The sequence below is a fragment of the Filifactor alocis ATCC 35896 genome, from assembly GCF_000163895.2.
In the GTDB taxonomy this organism is placed as follows: Bacteria; Bacillota; Clostridia; order Peptostreptococcales; family Filifactoraceae; genus Filifactor; species Filifactor alocis.
Genome location: NC_016630.1, coordinates 983,884 through 1,000,028, shown reverse-complemented (window position 1 = coordinate 1,000,028; position 16,145 = coordinate 983,884). Strand labels below are relative to the sequence as shown.

Here is a 16,145-nt window from a genome sequence, read left to right as displayed (position 1 = left end):
ACAGGGCGGGATTTTTTTGTGAATAAGTCTATGGTTCAAAAATAAATTTAAAAAGTCAGAGAGGATATGGAATGAAAGTTTTGGGAATAGATACTTCTACAGCATCGCTCAGTATTGCGCTCACTGTGGATGGAGTATTGAAGTATGAGTTGATTCAGAATCATGCATTGACGCATAGTGAGAGATTACTTCCCTATTTGGAACAGATGATGAAATCGGTAGAGTTTTCGTTGGATGATATAGATAGAATTGCATGTACAGTCGGACCGGGTTCCTTTACAGGAATTCGTATCGGAGTCAGTGTAGCAAATGCATTTTCAATGTCACTAGGGAAACCGGTTATCGGTATTTCTACTTTAGAGGCAATGGCGTTTGCACATCGATTCAGCAAAAATATGATTGTCAGTACAACAGATGCGCAGAGAGAACACTTTTATGTAGCCTTTTATCAGGCACACGGAGGGAATGAAATCTTTTCATTAGGAAAAGAAGAAGTGCTTTCTAAAACAGATATTTTGCAACGATGTGAAAATTATGAAAAGGTTATTATAACAGGAGATGCAGTATCCATGTGGAAAGATTTGCCGCAAGAGATTCAAAAAGCACCGCCGGATATGTGTTATCCGAGAGCGGTTTCTGTTTGTTTATTGGCAGAGCGACAGGGTATACAAGAAACAAAGTATATTGAACCGGTATACTTGAGAAAATCACAAGCTGAACTTCAGTTTGAAGAAAGGCAAGGGAAGCAATGATTATACTTGAAAGAATGAATCAAAATCATATTACACAAGTATATGACCTTGAGATGTCTTGTTTTGCGATACCGTGGAGTCTATGTTCGCTGTATGACCAACTGTTGCAACCGGCTGCTTGCTACTTTGTTGCATTGGATTGTGATAAGGTAGTCGGATATGGCGGATTTGTGCAAGTTTTGGATGAAGGCAATATCAATAATATTGCAGTATTGCCGGAATATCGTCAGCAAAAAATCGGAACTGAGATTTTAGAAAAATTGATTGCAGAAGGAAATAAACTTGGAGTAAAAGACTTTTTTTTGGAAGTCAGAGTCTCGAACGAACCTGCCAAAACATTATATCATAACAATGGATTCAAAGAAGTTGGAATCAGAAAAGCATATTACAAAGATAACAATGAAGATGCCATTGTTATGAGAAAATCAATGGAGGAAGAGGATTGAAAGAAATAGCAATATTAGGAATCGAAAGTAGTTGTGATGAGACCGCAGCCGCTGTGATACAAAACGGAAGAACAATTCTTGCAAATGTTGTTTCGACACAGATTGATATTCATAAAAAGTTTGGCGGAGTAGTTCCGGAAGTTGCATCCAGAAACCATGTGGTAGATATCAACAGAGTATTGGAAGAGACCTTAGAACAATGGGGAAGACCGTTACAAGAAATTGATGCGATTGCAGTTACTTACGGTCCCGGTTTGGCGGGTGCGTTGTTGGTGGGACTGTCTACAGCAAAATCGCTGTCTTTTGCACTCAACAAACCGTTGGTGGGAGTCAACCATATTGAGGGACATATCGCAGCAAACTACATTGCGTTTCCGGAGTTGAAACCGCCTTTTATTTCATTGATTGTATCGGGAGGACATACCCATATTGTAGAGGTACAGGATTATAATCAGTTTTGTATTTTGGGGAAAACGACGGATGATGCAGCAGGAGAGGCATATGACAAAGTTGCACGCGCTATCGGATTGGGTTATCCCGGAGGACCACAAGTAGATGCTCTTGCAAAACAAGGAAGTTACACCATTGATTTTCCAAAATCATATTACAAAGATGACAGTTATAACTTCAGTTTTTCAGGCTTGAAATCAGCTGTTCTAAATTATATCAATTCTTGTAAGATGAAAGGATTAGACATTCATTGTGAGGATATTGCTTGTTCTTTTCAGGAAACAGTAGTAGATGTTCTGTTAAATAAGGCGCTAAAAGCAGTGGAAGAAAAAGGGTATCATGCTCTGGTATTGAGTGGGGGCGTTTCAGCAAATTCTCGCCTGAGGGAACGAATGAAAGAAGAATGTGATAAAAGAGGATATCAATCATATTATCCGCCTCTTTCCTTATGTACCGACAACGCGGCGATGATAGCATCTGCCGGATATTATCGGTATATGGATGGGATCATAAGCGACTTGTCTTTATCAGCAAAACCGAATTTAAAAATAGGGGAACGATAAGAACGAATGATTTGTAAAAATGTAAAACAGAAATGATAACAGAAGTGTTTGTAAAGAGGAACTTGAATTTGAATGGAAAACATGAAGGATAGAAGCATAAAAGCACAAAAGCACAAAAGCACAAAAAATTCTTGTTATGTGCCCTCTGTTTCAATTTGTTTGAAAAAATGGTGTTCTTATAACACTACTGTATATGGCTCACAAGCATCTTTGAAATAATTTACAGGTGAAATGATTGACAAACCGTGTCGATATGGCATTTTTGTAAAATGATAAGATACTGTTTTTACCAATAGAGTAGAATCATCCTAGTTTCATGAATTTTGTAGATATTTGTAATTGGATAAAGAAAACAGGGGTATCATAAGAGTACAGTAAAGAATGAAAAATTTAGATTAGATAGGAGAAGTATCATGAAATTAGAACTTGAAAAATTACATCATTGCTATGCGGTAGCAAGCGAAATGAAACGATTGGCAGAAGAACAACCGGACAAATATCCTGTAAATCCGAATGATGCATATGTTCTCGGAATGTTGCACGATATCGGTTATCAATTTACAGACAGTAAAGCAGAACATGCTCATATTGGTGCAGAGGTGTTGAAACAACAAGGATATAAGTATTGGGAAGATGTTTATCATCATGAAGATATGGATTTGGAATATGATTCTGATATGTTGAGATTGTTAAGACATGCAGATAAGACTGTTTCTACAGACGAAATAATCAACGGATTGATGGATAAGTATTGTAAAATCTATTAAAAATTTGTTTGGAACATAACAACAGAAAGCTATTTGCAAAGTAGCAGATGTTTTAAAAAGATGGGATTCTTGATGTTAGGAATCTCATTTTTTTGTTGATTTCGCGGAAATAACCTCCCGGTTTCGTATCGACCCAAAAAAGTCAGACAAGAAAAGCTAATGATTAGAGGTCGGTTTTTTAATGGCAAAATATAGCTATGAATTAAAAAAGAAAATTGCAACAGCTTCTCTAAATGGAGAAGGCGAATATTTCACACTCCGATTATATTTGTACTCTCAATAATGCTACAATGTAAAGATTGATATTGTTATCTGTTTCGATTACAGCTGTTATCATGTTTGCTTATTATTCGTAGTCTAAAGAATCCAATTCTCCGCTTTCGATTCCGATGAAGATAAAGTTTTGAAACAGAGTATTTTTCATTTAACTTTAGGGCGATTCATTAGGATGTTAGAATGTGTATTTTCTTTGATAGATGGATAGAGCTTTTTTGGATAAAAAGAGTCATTTTGTGATATGATATTATTAGGGCAAAATATTTGTAACGATAAATGAAGAAGTTGCGTTGTTACGGTATTATGAATTAGCAATTCGGATAGGGTTTTATACTATGTTTGTTTCATTTGCAGATATCGTACTATTTTAGTTGCCGTTCATAGTTTAAGTAAGTCTAATATTCCATTCTTTTTATTACGGTTATGACAAGCTGACATAGATGATTTCTTTCAGATTTATTATAATTAAGTCAAGTTTTAGCTTAAGATGATAATGGAAATCAGATAAAAAATTGTGTGGCTAACAGTGGGTATGAAAAATTTTTGTTTATTGATACATAGATGATTTTTAGATGTAAAACAGTAGGACATAGAAAGAGATAATGGTGTAATTTTGATGAAGATAGAGTTGTTTCAAACAGAAAGACTTGATGAAATAAAAGAGTTTTTTGGCGAATTGATTTTTCCGAGTAATTTGAATTGTATCGGTTGTGGCGAGAGCATTTGGAACAAAAATCCGTACAGTCTGTGCCATAGCTGCTATCAAAAATTGGAGTTTACAGATCAGGTCTGTAAGCATTGTGGGAGGAGGACATTGCTTGGAACAAGTTGTTTTTGTCAATCGGAACATTATTATTTTGACAGTATTGATACTTGTTTGGTATACAATGACTTTTTGCAAAAGTTGATTTTTCGTTATAAGTACGGACATCAGACCTATTTGAGTCGATTTTTCACAGAAATTTTGATACAAAAATTGAATGAAAAGGAAATTTTCTATGATTATATCACGTATGTTCCGATTCACAGAAACAGAATGAGGGAACGGGGGTTCAATCAGACACAGCTAATAGCAGAGATGGTTGGAGAACATTTTTCTGTTCCTGTGGTTGAATTTGTCACGAGAACAAAAGACACTCCATTTCTGTCATCCTATCGACCTTTCCAAAGAATGTTACTTGTCGAGGATGCTTTTGAACATAAAGAGATTGAAGTGCAACCTAAGAGCAATATTTTGATCTTGGATGATATTGTTACCTCCGGCAGCACATTGAGTACTGTCAGCAAAGTGATAAAAAAAGAACACGACAGCTTGCGTGTTCATTGTATTGCCATTGGCAATGCACGAGTATAAGTTAAGACATAGCAATGATACAAAGTAAAAATAACATAATATAACACATCAGAAGATATCAAAAATTGTTAGTGCTTCCAATGTTTTTGTGTGAAAATAAATTACTTAACTGTTATTCGTATGACTAGCCCTCTTTTACAATTTGAAGTTATTGTTCATAGTTTAATGCTTCGGATATGTTATTTGCACGATTCCAACTAAAATAATCCTGAAGATAAAATTTCTTTGAAATGATTAAGTTATGACAGTTGCATTTAGGTTTTATAAATGCGATATCATGTATTCACAGAAATAAAGGCTTAGCAGTATATCGGATTACAGTTATGGTTTGTAATAGATAGTAGTACTATGAAGTGATGTAGGGTTCACAAATAAATAAAAAATGAAAACCAGTTGATTATTCACCTCAATACGATATAATGAAAGTATATTGTACTGAAAATGGAGGTCATGTTATGAAAAGCAAAAAAGTATTATCTGTTGTTTTGTCATGTATATTGCTATCAACTAATGCACCGTTATCATTGTTTGCCGAAACAAACAATGAGGATTATCAGGATGATGCCATAGAATTAACAATTTATGAGAAGACGAGAAATCATTGGGCATATGAGCAGATTTCCAATATGCAAAAACTTGGCATTGTCAGAGACAACTGGGATTGGTCACATCGGTTTGACCCTGAAAAAAATATCACAAGAGCTGAAGCGGTAGAACTTATTCTAAAAATACTTCTTTCGAAAGATTTTTTGGTAAAAGAGATGCAACTCCAACGAAAAGACAGCGGAGATAATGTGTCAGATACATACATCAAATTAGCTCAAAAGTACAACATTATAAGCGATTATTCGGATAATACCTTTCGAAGTCAGGAATATGTAACAAGAGAAGAATTCGTCTCTATGTTAATTCGAACAAAAACTGCGATACAAGACATAGCAGACCAAAACAAAGAAACTCCTACATTTATAGATGTGTCTGCAGATAGATGGTCAAGCAAAAATATCATAACAGGTACAAAGGCGAATATATTAACAGGACATGGACATGAATACTTTTTCCCGACAGATACCATCACAGTAGGAGAAGCATACACAGTCCTAAACAATTACCATCAAGAACTGTACATCAAATACCGGGGAATTGTGGGAACAGCCGGATACAAACATCAGGTACAACCTGATATCACAGTCAACCTGATTCAAGAAAAAGATAATCAGATTATCCAAACTGTAAAAACAGATCAATACGGAGAATATCGGTTCCGTGATATACAAGAAATACCGCAAGGAAAGTACACTATCCAAGCAAAATATCAGGACAAAACAGCAGAACTTAAAAATATTATGATACCAAGAACAACGCCGTGGATACAAGAGACTATCAATATAGAAAATACACCTACTGTAATTGAAGAAAAACAGAACCGAAGCAGTGAGGAAACAACACTTACTGAAAAGATAATATCGTTGAAACAGGGTGTAGTAGTACCGTTGACATATCAACTACAAGTAGTATCGACACAAGGAGGAGAAATTATATCAAAAATAAAAGGTCGATATCCGAAAGGAGCAGTTGTACCGATTAAAGCAAAGGCATACGATGAATATAGGCATTTCTTCAATGAATGGCTCAGCACGAACGGAGGAACATTTCGAAACAAGAAAAACCAAAGCACAGTTTTTATTATGCCGGCTCATGACACCACAGTCACAGCGGAATTCATTAGTTCTCGAGAGTATATGGATGACTATTGGAAAATGGACAACGGACTGGATCCGAACAGAAGAGACAGCGATGGAGATGGACTAAGGGACGGATTTGAATACATGGTAGGAACGGATCCGTTGCAACAAGACACGGACCATAATGAAATCAGCGATGCAGATGAAGACTACGATAATGACGGACTTACCAACTTACAAGAACAAGAGTTGGAAACAGATCCGAGTGATGAAGACACAGATGGAGATGAGTTATCCGACTATGATGAAGTAACAAAATATAAGACGAATCCAACTACTCAATATACAGACGATGATGCGTTATCTGATGACGAAGAATTACTAATGGGACTTGATCCGACAAAAACTATGACAGACGGGAAAACACCTGATGATGAAAGAAGAATCAGACAAACTACAACAGAACAGGCAATGACAGATAGTCTATATCAGAGTGAAAATCCTTTTATTCCATCTATTACAGGAGAAGTAGAGGGAAATATCAACCGAAATATCACTTTAGACCTTATCTACCATCAACTGGTTGGAAACAATCGTGCAATCGTAAGTGACGGTATAAAAGTGACAACAAGAAATGAGGAAAATCAAACTCTAAAATACCCGTTAGAACTAAATTTCGAATGTAAAGGAATTTACAAGGGAGATTTAAGAAAATTATCTATTGCAACTTTTTCAAAAGAAGAGGGGATAGAACTTATTCCAACTGATGTAGATATCAAAAATAGAATCATCAAAGGAACAATCCGATGGGAAGGAATTTATTTTGTGATGGATATCGATCAATTCCTCAGACGAATCGGTATCGATGTATTCCAAAATATCAACCATCCGAATCTTCCGCTATCTGAAGAGCTTGATGTCGTATATTTGGATGATTTTCAAATTATTAAACTCACAAAATCGATTGAGGAAGCAGATACGAATGATAGTGACGGAGATGGATTGACGGATAAAGAGGAACTTGGCACCCAAATCCAAAGAAATATGTACCCATATATCAAACTGTTACTTGAACGATACAAGATAAATCCAAAGAAATATACAGGTAAAACAACAATCAATGTATGGGACTACGAATCTGATCCGACATTAATTGATACAGATTATGACGGTATTCCTGACGGACAGATAGATTATGATGGAACTCAGGTGGAAAGAGACAGATATTCAAGAGAAGAGCTTGACTATAGACATATTCCGAAAATGATAGGACCATATTCCTATGATTCCTATGATTCATGTAATTACGACTGTGGATTTTATTTTTATTACAGATACTATAATCCTGGGGATGGTGAAGTGAAAGATGATCACGGAGATAGTTATGATGCAAAAATGATAAGCAAATGGCCGGCCATCGGGAAATTAAAGATGTTGAAAAGGGATGCAATGTTACCGTAATATAATTATGAAGATATTGACATCGAAAATGTAGAGCGGACATGGAATTTATAGAAATCAATCTTAAACGGAAAATTGTTAGGTGAGAATTACAATTTTCCGTTTAAGAAGTAACAAATAAAGAGAAAAGACAGCAAATCAAAAAATAATGAATTGCTGTCTTTTTGGTTGTTTTGAATTTCTTATATGCAAGACAGCCCAAAAAAATTTTGTAGGCTGAGAAGATATCGGAACAAGCTGATATTAACTTAAATACTTGATTTTTTTATCATACAGTTGTTTGAAGATTAAAATACTATTTACGGTTGCAATCAGTTCTGCAATCCAAAAAGCGGACCATACTGCATTTAGGGTCGAAATTTTGGATAAAATGTAAGCAAGTGGAAGTATGATTAGGAGCTGTCTCATAAAAGAAACGTACAAGCTGTATTTTCCGATTCCAAGTGCTTGGAAGAAACAGGATAACAGAACTCCGATCGATGCAATCGGAAATGATATAGAGATAATCCTAAGTGCCGGAACGCCGATGGATAACATTTCGTCGGAGGCATGAAATAAGGATAATAGGAGTTGAGGAATGCTCCAAAATATTATCATTCCGATGGTCATGATAAAGAGTGCAATATAGATTCCGTATTTTAGGGCGTGCAGCATACGCTCTTTATTTCTTGCGCCGTAGTTATATCCTATGATTGGCATCAAACCTTGTGTGAGTCCGAATACCGGCATAAATACAAAAGATTGTAGTCTAAAATAAATCCCTAAGATAGATACTGCTGCAGAAGAGAAGGAAATCAGAATGGCGTTCAATCCTCCGATTAAAATTGCCGCAATGGATTGCATCATCATAGAGGGAAAGCCTACAATATAGATTTGTTTTACAGTGTTCCAATTAAAAGAATATTTTTTGATGCTGATGTGGACATCATGTTCTTTTGTGTAGATGATATAGAAAGAAAAAAGAAAAGCCAAGCCTTGGCCTATAATAGTTGCAATTGCAGCTCCGCTCACACCGAGTTTGGGTGCTCCGAACAAACCGAAAATCAAAATCGGATCCAAGAGGATATTGGTAACGGCACCCGTCAATTGAAATAACATAGGATACATCATATTACCCGTTCCTTGTAGTGTTTTTTCAAAATTGATTTCTAAAAATACAAAGATAGAACATGTAGTGACAATTTGTAGATAAGAGGTAGCTTGATGAAATATTTCCGGATCGGAAGTAAAACCGGAAACAAAAGGTTTTACCGCAAAAAATCCGATAAGCAAAAAGAGAATGCTGCTCATTACGGCCAAATAAATTCCATGTGTTGCAGCTTGGTTTGCGTCTTCCTGTTTTTGTTCTCCCAGTTTTCTGGAGATATAGGAGTTTAATCCAATGGCAGTACCTACCGCAATAGAAATGATTAATATTTGGATAGGGAATGCAAGTGTAATCGAGGTAAGGGCCTTTTCTCCTAATTTAGATACAAAGATACTGTCCACCACGTTATAGAGTGATTGTATCAACATTGAGAACATTGCCGGTAACGACATACTAAAAATAAGCGGCAAAACAGGAGCGATTCCCATTTTATTTTCTTTTGTTTGTGCCATAAAAATCTCCTTTCAACATAGTAAGCAAATATAAGAACATGATTGTTTATTGAAAATCATTATTTTATCTTGTAAAAAAGAAAAAAGAGGATAGTTTTTCTTTTTTAAGAAAAATATCCTACTGATACTAAAACTTGCTTTGGAACTGTCATAAACATATAATTTGAAAGAAATGCTCTTTTCAAGATGATTCTAATTGAAATAACGGAAATAATTTGTTGGACTCATTAAGCTATCAACAGGAACTTAATATTATGACAGGGGTAAGTCAAACGGATAGTAGTATGAAATTGTAGATTCATCTATCTACGGTTCTGTAGTATATCATAAAAAATCGATAGAAACAAGCAAAAACGAATGAAGTTTTGCTTATAATCTATCGATTTTATAGAAAGATATTTTTATGACTTTGTAAAGGGTTATTTGAATAATTTAATCAATCCTGAAGAGTTCAACCAAATAACAAAGATTGCAACAGGAACAATGTATTTAATCATAAACGCCCAATAACCTCTTAATTTAAATGGTAAAGTACCTTCGTTTGAAATTTCTTGAATTGCGCTTTCAGGTTTCCAAACATAGCCGATGAAGATACACATGAACATTCCTCCAAGAGGCATCAATAGGCTTTCTGCAAAATAGCTCATGAAGTCAAAGAAGTTCATTCTGAAGAAGGTTGTTTGGAATACTCCCATAGATAAGGAAGAAGGAACACCTATTAAGAATGCAGCAACACCACAGAAAATAACGGCCTTTTTACGTTCTACTCCAAAGTTATCAATCAGATATGCAGCAGGGCTTTCCAACAAAGAAATAGAAGAAGTAATTGCTGCAAACAGTACGAGTAAGAAGAACAATGCTCCAAAAACAAATCCTACCGGAATTGAGTCAAATACTGCCGGTAATGTGATGAAGATTAACCCCGGTCCTGCGGTCGGTTCAAATCCGAATGCAAATACTGCCGGCAAAATAGCAAACCCTGCCAACAAAGCGGCAAGTGTATCTAAGGTTGGGATAATCAATGCACTTCTTTCCAAGTCATTGTCTTTGGAAAGATAACTTCCGTACGTAATCATAATTCCCATTCCTAAACTCAAGGAATAAAATACTTGACCTAATGCAGCAACAAAGACATCAATTGTAATTGCCGAAAAATCAGGTGTTAAATAAAATTTAAGACCTTCTGAAGCACCCGGAAGCGTTACGGAACGCAGTACCAAAACTAAAAGAATAATGAAAAGACCCGGCATCATAACCTTACTGGTTTTTTCAACTCCGCCTTCAATTCCTTTTGCAACAATAAGGATGTTCATTAACATGAATAGTCCATGCCAAACCAAGGGTTGAATAGGGCTGGAAATAAAGTTTGAGAAATAAGCGGAAGAATCTGCAGCCATAACAGAACCTTGTCCTGTAAGATAGTTTACCAAGTATTTTAGAATCCATCCTCCGATAACGCTATAGTAGGTAACAATTGTAAAAGGAACAATAATTCCGACAGCACCTAAAATTTCCCATTTTTTATTTAATTTTTTATATGCGTTAATAGGGTTAAGCTTGGTGTTACGACCAATCGCCATTTCACCGAGCATTACGACGAAGCCGACTAAGACAACGAGAATTAAATAAATGAGTACGAATGCTCCTCCGCCGTTTTTTCCCGCAAGATAAGGGAATTTCCAAAGATTTCCAAGACCGATTGCCGATCCTGCTGCCGCCAGTATGAAACCAAGTCGGCTAAATGTTCCACGATTGTTGTTTTCCATATTAGTCTCCTTTCTATACTGTGTTTAAGCTAAATACAATGGAAGAATATCTAACAGTTTAAGAACACAGTAAATATTATATTAGATTCTAATTATACTAAAAATTCAGAAGATTGTAAATAGTAAATAATCAATAAATGCTATAAATTTTTAAAATAGTTTGTAGAATTCGAATATTTAGTATAATAGCAATAGAAAGCAACTATACCATACTTTGAAAGATATGTCAAAAGATTTACAGACTATTTTTTATTGTAATCAGTTTTTAATTATTTAATCACAAGAAATATGATATGATGAAGAAAATAAATTTTCTGTATGACATTGAAGAACTATAATACTGAAGGACTATAATCTTGTACAAAAATAATTTTGAAAGAACGAATTTATCATAAACAAACCGGTAAAATATAGATACTGTGTGCAGAAGGAAGTGAGAGAATGTTCGCGGTGGAACGGAATCAAAAAAATATTCAATCGGATGAAACAGAAAAAAAGCCATTCATTCAAATCAATCATATTCGAAAAGTGTTTACAATGGGAACTGAGAAAGTGGTTGCACTTGATGATATCAGTTTGAATATTGATAAAGGTGAGATTGTTTGCTTTTTGGGAACATCGGGTTCGGGAAAATCTACTTTTTTGAATTTGGTAGCAGGTTTGGAAAAACCTACAAAAGGTGAGATTATCGTTGGTGGAATTCCCATCCATCAATTAAATGAAGAAGAGGTTACTTTGTTTCGTCAAAAAAATATAGGTTTTATTTTTCAGGCATATCATTTGCTTCCTATGTTGACAGCGATAGAAAATGTCAGTTTACCCTTGATTTTTCGAAATGAAAACAAAGAGAAGCGTGAGATGTTGGCAAGAGAGATGCTGTTAAAGGTGGGTTTGAAAGGATATGAGATGAGAAAACCGAGCCAAATGTCAGGAGGGCAACAGCAGAGAATAGGAATAGCAAGGGCGTTGGTTGCCAGTCCTAAGATTATTTTTGCGGATGAACCTACAGGGAACCTGGACACGAACACAACAAAAGAAGTGATGGACTTGATTGTTGGTATGGTCAAGGAAAATAATCAGACCTTGATTTTGGTAACACATGACAGGATGATTGCAAATTATGCGGATAAGGTGGTTACGATTCAAGATGGGAATATTTTGAGTGTGGAGGAAAAATTAAAAGAGAAATCACAGGCTCTTTTTGTTAGAGAAGAGTGGATAATAGATTGAGTCAGAAATAAAGAATAGTTGTGAAGGAGAGTTAAAGATGAAGAAAAATAAAAAACTGATGCGAGTGGTACTTTGGATCTTGATTATATTTATGGTGGTGGGCATGGTGTTGCCGGCAATTATGTTCCATTCTTTTGCTTATGCCCAAGACTATGATTTTACAGTAACTGCGACTACATCAACAGTAGAGAGTGGTCAGGATGAAACAAAATTAAATTTCAAGATTAAAAATAATACAAATTCAAAAAAAGAAAAGGTACAAATTAAGATTGTGGATTCGGAAAATACTACAGTGTTGTCAGGTTCCAGTGATTCTGTTACTATCCCAAGTCATGAGAGCAAGACGCTCAGCATTCCCATCAGCACTTATAATATTGATGGGGGTTGGGAGTATTGGTATAAAGTGAAATTGTATGTGAATGGGCAAGAGACCACGAACAATTCATTTTCTTCTTCCAAAATCAATTCTTCTACAGAAGGAAAATATAATGTATATATTTATAACGGTGAAAAAAAAGAAAATGATTCAAAACCTAGAGATTCAGACAATACGAAACAGTATAATGGGAAAATAATGTTGTCTTTGGAAGTTCCTCAAGGAGGAGTATCCGGTGGAAATAAGAATATGGTGACAGTAAAAGCGAAAAATATTGGGAATTCGGCATTGATGGATATGAGAATTGGATTTACAAGTTTGCCGGACGGCGTTACTCTTCCAAATCAAACACTTCGTAAGAGTGTTGATACAGCAACAATCAATGTTGAGAAAACCGCTACTTTCTATTTGGAAGTGAAAGATGATGTAAAGACAGGGAATTATCCGATTGTGTTGTTTGCAGAGGGAAGACTTCCAAACGGAGGTGTCTTTTCCACAGAAGAAACGGTACATCTTCATATTTTAGGTTCTCGTAAATCAACCGAAAAAGGAGATATTTCCATTCAAAATATTAAATTGCCGGAAAAAGCAAAAGCAGGAGAATCGTTTGACGTTTCGTTTGAAGTAGCGAATACCGGAAGCGGAAAATTGGAAGGATTGAAAATAAGTGCTGAAGGAATAGATGGCATTGTGAATAAATCCAAGGGTATTTTTGTGGAAGAGGAATTATTACCGAAGCAAACAAAAAAATACAATGTTACTTTTTTCTCCAATTCAAAAACAGAACCTAAGAATTATCCGATTAAATTATCAGTGGAGCCTTTTGAAACAAAGGAGGGTGAGGCAACAATCGCGACAAGTCAGTATGCAGGTATATTCATATATGGCGGTGGAGAAAATGCTGATAAACAAGATGGCGAAAAAAATCCTCAAATTATGATAGAAGAGTATTCTTATGGCGGAAATGAGGTACAGGCGGGACAGGAGTTTGTACTACATTTAACATTGACCAATACAAGCAAAAAAGCACTTAGAAATATCAAAGTTTCTTTGAGTGCAGATGATGGAACCTTTGTTCCTGTAAATTCCAGCAGTGCTTTCTTCATCGATAGCATGGGAGCAAAATCTCAAATCAAAAAAGCGATGCGCTTTGTAGCAAAACCGACTGCTGAACAGAAGACATCGGGTATCTCTGTGGACTACAGCTATGAAGATTTAAAAGGGAATGTGTTGACAACAAAGGATACTATTTCTATTCCGGTAGTACAAAAAACGAAATTGGACATCGGAGAAGTGAATATTCCGACAGAGGGAGTATTTGAAGGGCAGCAGGCAAACTTTTCGGTAACATTCTATAACTTGGGAAAAACAGTATTGAGTAATTTGAATGTAAAGGCGACCGGAGATTTTACTATCGAAGATAAGAATGGATATTTTGTCGGAAATATGGAAGCGGGAAAAAGTGATTCTTTTGATTTTACGGTGATTCCGGATAAAGTAGGAACTGCAAATGGAGAAATTATCTTTTCTTTTGAGGATGTGTCGGGAACCATGCAGGAGGTAAGGAAAGAATTCCAATTTGAAGTGAGTGAATTTATTCCTCCGACAGATCCTTCTGATATGCCTGAAGAGAATCAAGATACTCATAAGGGCAAAAAAATAGCGGGAGTGAGTGTCTTGGTGATTCTGTTGGCAGGAGCCGGAATTTGGAAGAAGAAAAAGAACAGAAGCAAGGCGAAGGAGTTGGAAATCGATGAATAACAATGACTTATTATCGATGGCATTTCGAAACTTGAAGAGAAGAAAAGTACGAAGTCTTTTGTCTATTGTGGGAGTTGTAATTGGAACAACTTCTATTGTTGTAATGCTTTCTTTGGGAATTGGATTGAATGAAGGAAATAAGAAACAAGTAGAGAAGTATGAAAATTTGCATATTATTCAAGTAATGAACCCGGGAGGAGTAAACAGACAGACAGGAGAGAAAATTGTATTGGATGATGCAGCTTTGAGAAATATTTTGGCAATTCCGGGAGCAACGGCGGCAACTCCTGTTTTGGAACAATCATTGCGGATTGTATCCGGAAAATATGTTGCGGATGCGACTGTAATCGGAATCAGGTCAAGTACGATGGAAGCTTTTAATTACAAGGTGAAAGAAGGCGGAAGAACTTTAAGAGCGGGAGATAAAAATGCGATGGTATTTGGACAGGACGTTCTCTATGAGTTCTATAATCCGAAAAAAAGTGATTATCCTGCCTATGTTGAACCGGATGAAAATGGGAATCGCCCAAAGCCGACTGTAGATGTTTTTTCAGGGAAGCTGTTTCTGACAGGAGATACAGAGTACGGTAACAGAAAAAGGAGAGGTTCTGATTCCAATCCCAGTACAGATGCAGATAAAAAAAAGTTTAAGCAACACCCTGTAAAGGCAGTAGGAGTGTTGGAAACATCCAGCGGTTCTATGGGATATCAGGTGATGATGGATTATGATTATTTGAGCAAGATATTGGAAGAAGTTCAGAGTGCGCGAGGAGATCGTCCTCAAACTTCAAAAAAGAAATCTTATGATGAGGTCGCAGTGTATGTAAAGGATGTAAAGGATGTAAAATCTGTTTTAGAATCCATTCGTGAAATGGGGTTTGAAACTTATTCTCCTCAGGATTGGTTGAATCAAGTAGAAGAACAAGGGAAGTTGATTCAAGGGATATTAGGAGGAATCGGAGCAATTTCTCTTTTGGTTGCGGCAATCGGAATTACGAATACCATGATTATGTCTATCTATGAAAGAACAAGAGAGATTGGTGTTATGAAAGTAATCGGTGCAAATTTAAAGGATATTCGAAACTTATTTTTGTTGGAAGCGGCTCTGATTGGAGTTTCCGGCGGAGTAATCGGAGTAATGTTCAGCTATCTGATATCGTTTGCTATCAATAAGCTGTTGACATCATTCTTTGTAGAAAATATGATGGGGACAGAAGGTAGTGATTTGTCAATTATTCCATTCAGTATTGTAATTTTAGCAATTGTTTTCTCAACGGCAATCGGTGTATTGTCAGGATACTATCCTGCGAACAGAGCTATGAAAATTTCTGCTTTAGAATCTTTGAAAAATGAATAATTTTGAAAACTGAAATGATGATAAGCGAAAAACAATATGTGTTGAAATGATAAAAAATATCAATACATATTGTTTTTTTTGAAAAAGTTTGGGTATATCATAAGAAATTCGAAATGAGTCGATGTTTTTCGGAAGACGAGAGGATAGACTTTTTAATCAGATGAAAATATATTATATCATGAGGGTTAAAGTTTATCCAAACTCTGACACGAGGCAGTTCTTTAGCTAATAAGGAGTTGTGTTTTGTCATAGGGAGAGTAAAGCGGACAGTTGTAAGTTTGTTCAATCAGCATGGTTGAATG

11 protein-coding genes are annotated in these 16,145 nt (G+C 35.8%); 9 read left to right on the top strand and 2 right to left on the bottom strand.

Translation table 11 applies throughout. From position 1 onward, the window contains the following. The first annotated feature begins 71 nt into the window (after positions 1 to 71). From tsaB to HMPREF0389_RS04440, 6 genes are all read left to right on the top strand, one after another. Positions 72 to 752, top strand: coding sequence for a tRNA (adenosine(37)-N6)-threonylcarbamoyltransferase complex dimerization subunit type 1 TsaB (gene tsaB / locus HMPREF0389_RS04465; protein ID WP_014262497.1), 681 nt, complete (start codon positions 72 to 74; stop codon positions 750 to 752). Further along, positions 749 to 1,198, top strand: coding sequence for a ribosomal protein S18-alanine N-acetyltransferase (rimI, locus tag HMPREF0389_RS04460; protein WP_014262496.1), 450 nt, complete (start codon positions 749 to 751; stop codon positions 1,196 to 1,198). The genes tsaB and rimI overlap by 4 nt, the downstream gene beginning before the upstream one ends. Continuing rightward, positions 1,195 to 2,211, top strand: coding sequence for a tRNA (adenosine(37)-N6)-threonylcarbamoyltransferase complex transferase subunit TsaD (tsaD, locus tag HMPREF0389_RS04455; RefSeq protein WP_014262495.1), 1,017 nt, complete (start codon positions 1,195 to 1,197; stop codon positions 2,209 to 2,211). The genes rimI and tsaD overlap by 4 nt, the downstream gene beginning before the upstream one ends. Before the next feature lie 413 nt (positions 2,212 to 2,624). Beyond that, a complete protein-coding gene (locus tag HMPREF0389_RS04450; RefSeq protein ID WP_014262494.1) occupies positions 2,625 to 2,978 on the top strand; it encodes an HD domain-containing protein in 354 nt (117 codons plus the stop codon). A gap of 892 nt (positions 2,979 to 3,870) precedes the next feature. Further along, positions 3,871 to 4,608, top strand: coding sequence for a ComF family protein (locus tag HMPREF0389_RS04445; RefSeq protein WP_014262493.1), 738 nt, complete (start codon positions 3,871 to 3,873; stop codon positions 4,606 to 4,608). A gap of 455 nt (positions 4,609 to 5,063) precedes the next feature. Beyond that, positions 5,064 to 7,754 carry an S-layer homology domain-containing protein gene (locus tag HMPREF0389_RS04440; protein ID WP_014262492.1) on the top strand — a complete coding sequence of 897 codons (2,691 nt, stop codon included), beginning with the start codon at positions 5,064 to 5,066 and terminating at the stop codon, positions 7,752 to 7,754. A gap of 243 nt (positions 7,755 to 7,997) precedes the next feature. Here the strand turns inward: HMPREF0389_RS04440 and HMPREF0389_RS04435 are convergent, their stop codons facing one another. Further along, a complete protein-coding gene (locus HMPREF0389_RS04435; protein ID WP_014262491.1) occupies positions 7,998 to 9,353 on the bottom strand; it encodes an MATE family efflux transporter in 1,356 nt (451 codons plus the stop codon). Between the two features lie 419 nt (positions 9,354 to 9,772). Then, positions 9,773 to 11,119 (bottom strand): sodium-dependent transporter, encoded by a 1,347-nt coding sequence (locus HMPREF0389_RS04430; protein WP_014262490.1) that lies wholly within the window; start codon positions 11,117 to 11,119, stop codon positions 9,773 to 9,775. A gap of 441 nt (positions 11,120 to 11,560) precedes the next feature. On the opposite strand from HMPREF0389_RS04430, the gene HMPREF0389_RS04425 reads away from it, so the two are divergent. Genes HMPREF0389_RS04425 through HMPREF0389_RS04415 form a run of 3 tightly spaced genes read left to right on the top strand, consistent with a single transcriptional unit; the run spans position 11,561 to position 15,843 of the window. Then, the gene (locus HMPREF0389_RS04425) at positions 11,561 to 12,349 is read left to right on the top strand and encodes an ABC transporter ATP-binding protein (protein ID WP_014262489.1); all 789 of its coding nucleotides are present in this window, start codon (positions 11,561 to 11,563) and stop codon (positions 12,347 to 12,349) included. A 37-nt stretch (positions 12,350 to 12,386) separates the two neighbouring features. Then, the gene (locus HMPREF0389_RS04420; RefSeq protein WP_014262488.1) at positions 12,387 to 14,486 is read left to right on the top strand and encodes a COG1361 S-layer family protein; all 2,100 of its coding nucleotides are present in this window, start codon (positions 12,387 to 12,389) and stop codon (positions 14,484 to 14,486) included. After that, on the top strand, positions 14,479 to 15,843 hold the full coding sequence (locus HMPREF0389_RS04415) for an ABC transporter permease (protein ID WP_014262487.1): 1,365 nt from the start codon (positions 14,479 to 14,481) through the stop codon (positions 15,841 to 15,843). Before HMPREF0389_RS04420 ends, HMPREF0389_RS04415 begins: the two co-directional genes overlap by 8 nt. Positions 15,844 to 16,145 lie beyond the last annotated feature (302 nt).

What these genes read in the sequence shown, in the direction of transcription:
- HMPREF0389_RS04415 (WP_014262487.1), top strand. Translation starts at nt 14,479, where the DNA reads ATGAATAACAATGACTTATTATCGATGGCATTTCGAAACTTGAAGAGA.
- HMPREF0389_RS04430 (WP_014262490.1), bottom strand. Translation starts at nt 11,119, where the DNA reads ATGGAAAACAACAATCGTGGAACATTTAGCCGACTTGGTTTCATACTG.
- HMPREF0389_RS04450 (WP_014262494.1), top strand. Translation starts at nt 2,625, where the DNA reads ATGAAATTAGAACTTGAAAAATTACATCATTGCTATGCGGTAGCAAGC.
- rimI (WP_014262496.1), top strand. Translation starts at nt 749, where the DNA reads ATGATTATACTTGAAAGAATGAATCAAAATCATATTACACAAGTATAT.
- HMPREF0389_RS04440 (WP_014262492.1), top strand. Translation starts at nt 5,064, where the DNA reads ATGAAAAGCAAAAAAGTATTATCTGTTGTTTTGTCATGTATATTGCTA.
- HMPREF0389_RS04445 (WP_014262493.1), top strand. Translation starts at nt 3,871, where the DNA reads ATGAAGATAGAGTTGTTTCAAACAGAAAGACTTGATGAAATAAAAGAG.
- HMPREF0389_RS04425 (WP_014262489.1), top strand. Translation starts at nt 11,561, where the DNA reads ATGTTCGCGGTGGAACGGAATCAAAAAAATATTCAATCGGATGAAACA.
- tsaB (WP_014262497.1), top strand. Translation starts at nt 72, where the DNA reads ATGAAAGTTTTGGGAATAGATACTTCTACAGCATCGCTCAGTATTGCG.
- HMPREF0389_RS04420 (WP_014262488.1), top strand. Translation starts at nt 12,387, where the DNA reads ATGAAGAAAAATAAAAAACTGATGCGAGTGGTACTTTGGATCTTGATT.
- HMPREF0389_RS04435 (WP_014262491.1), bottom strand. Translation starts at nt 9,353, where the DNA reads ATGGCACAAACAAAAGAAAATAAAATGGGAATCGCTCCTGTTTTGCCG.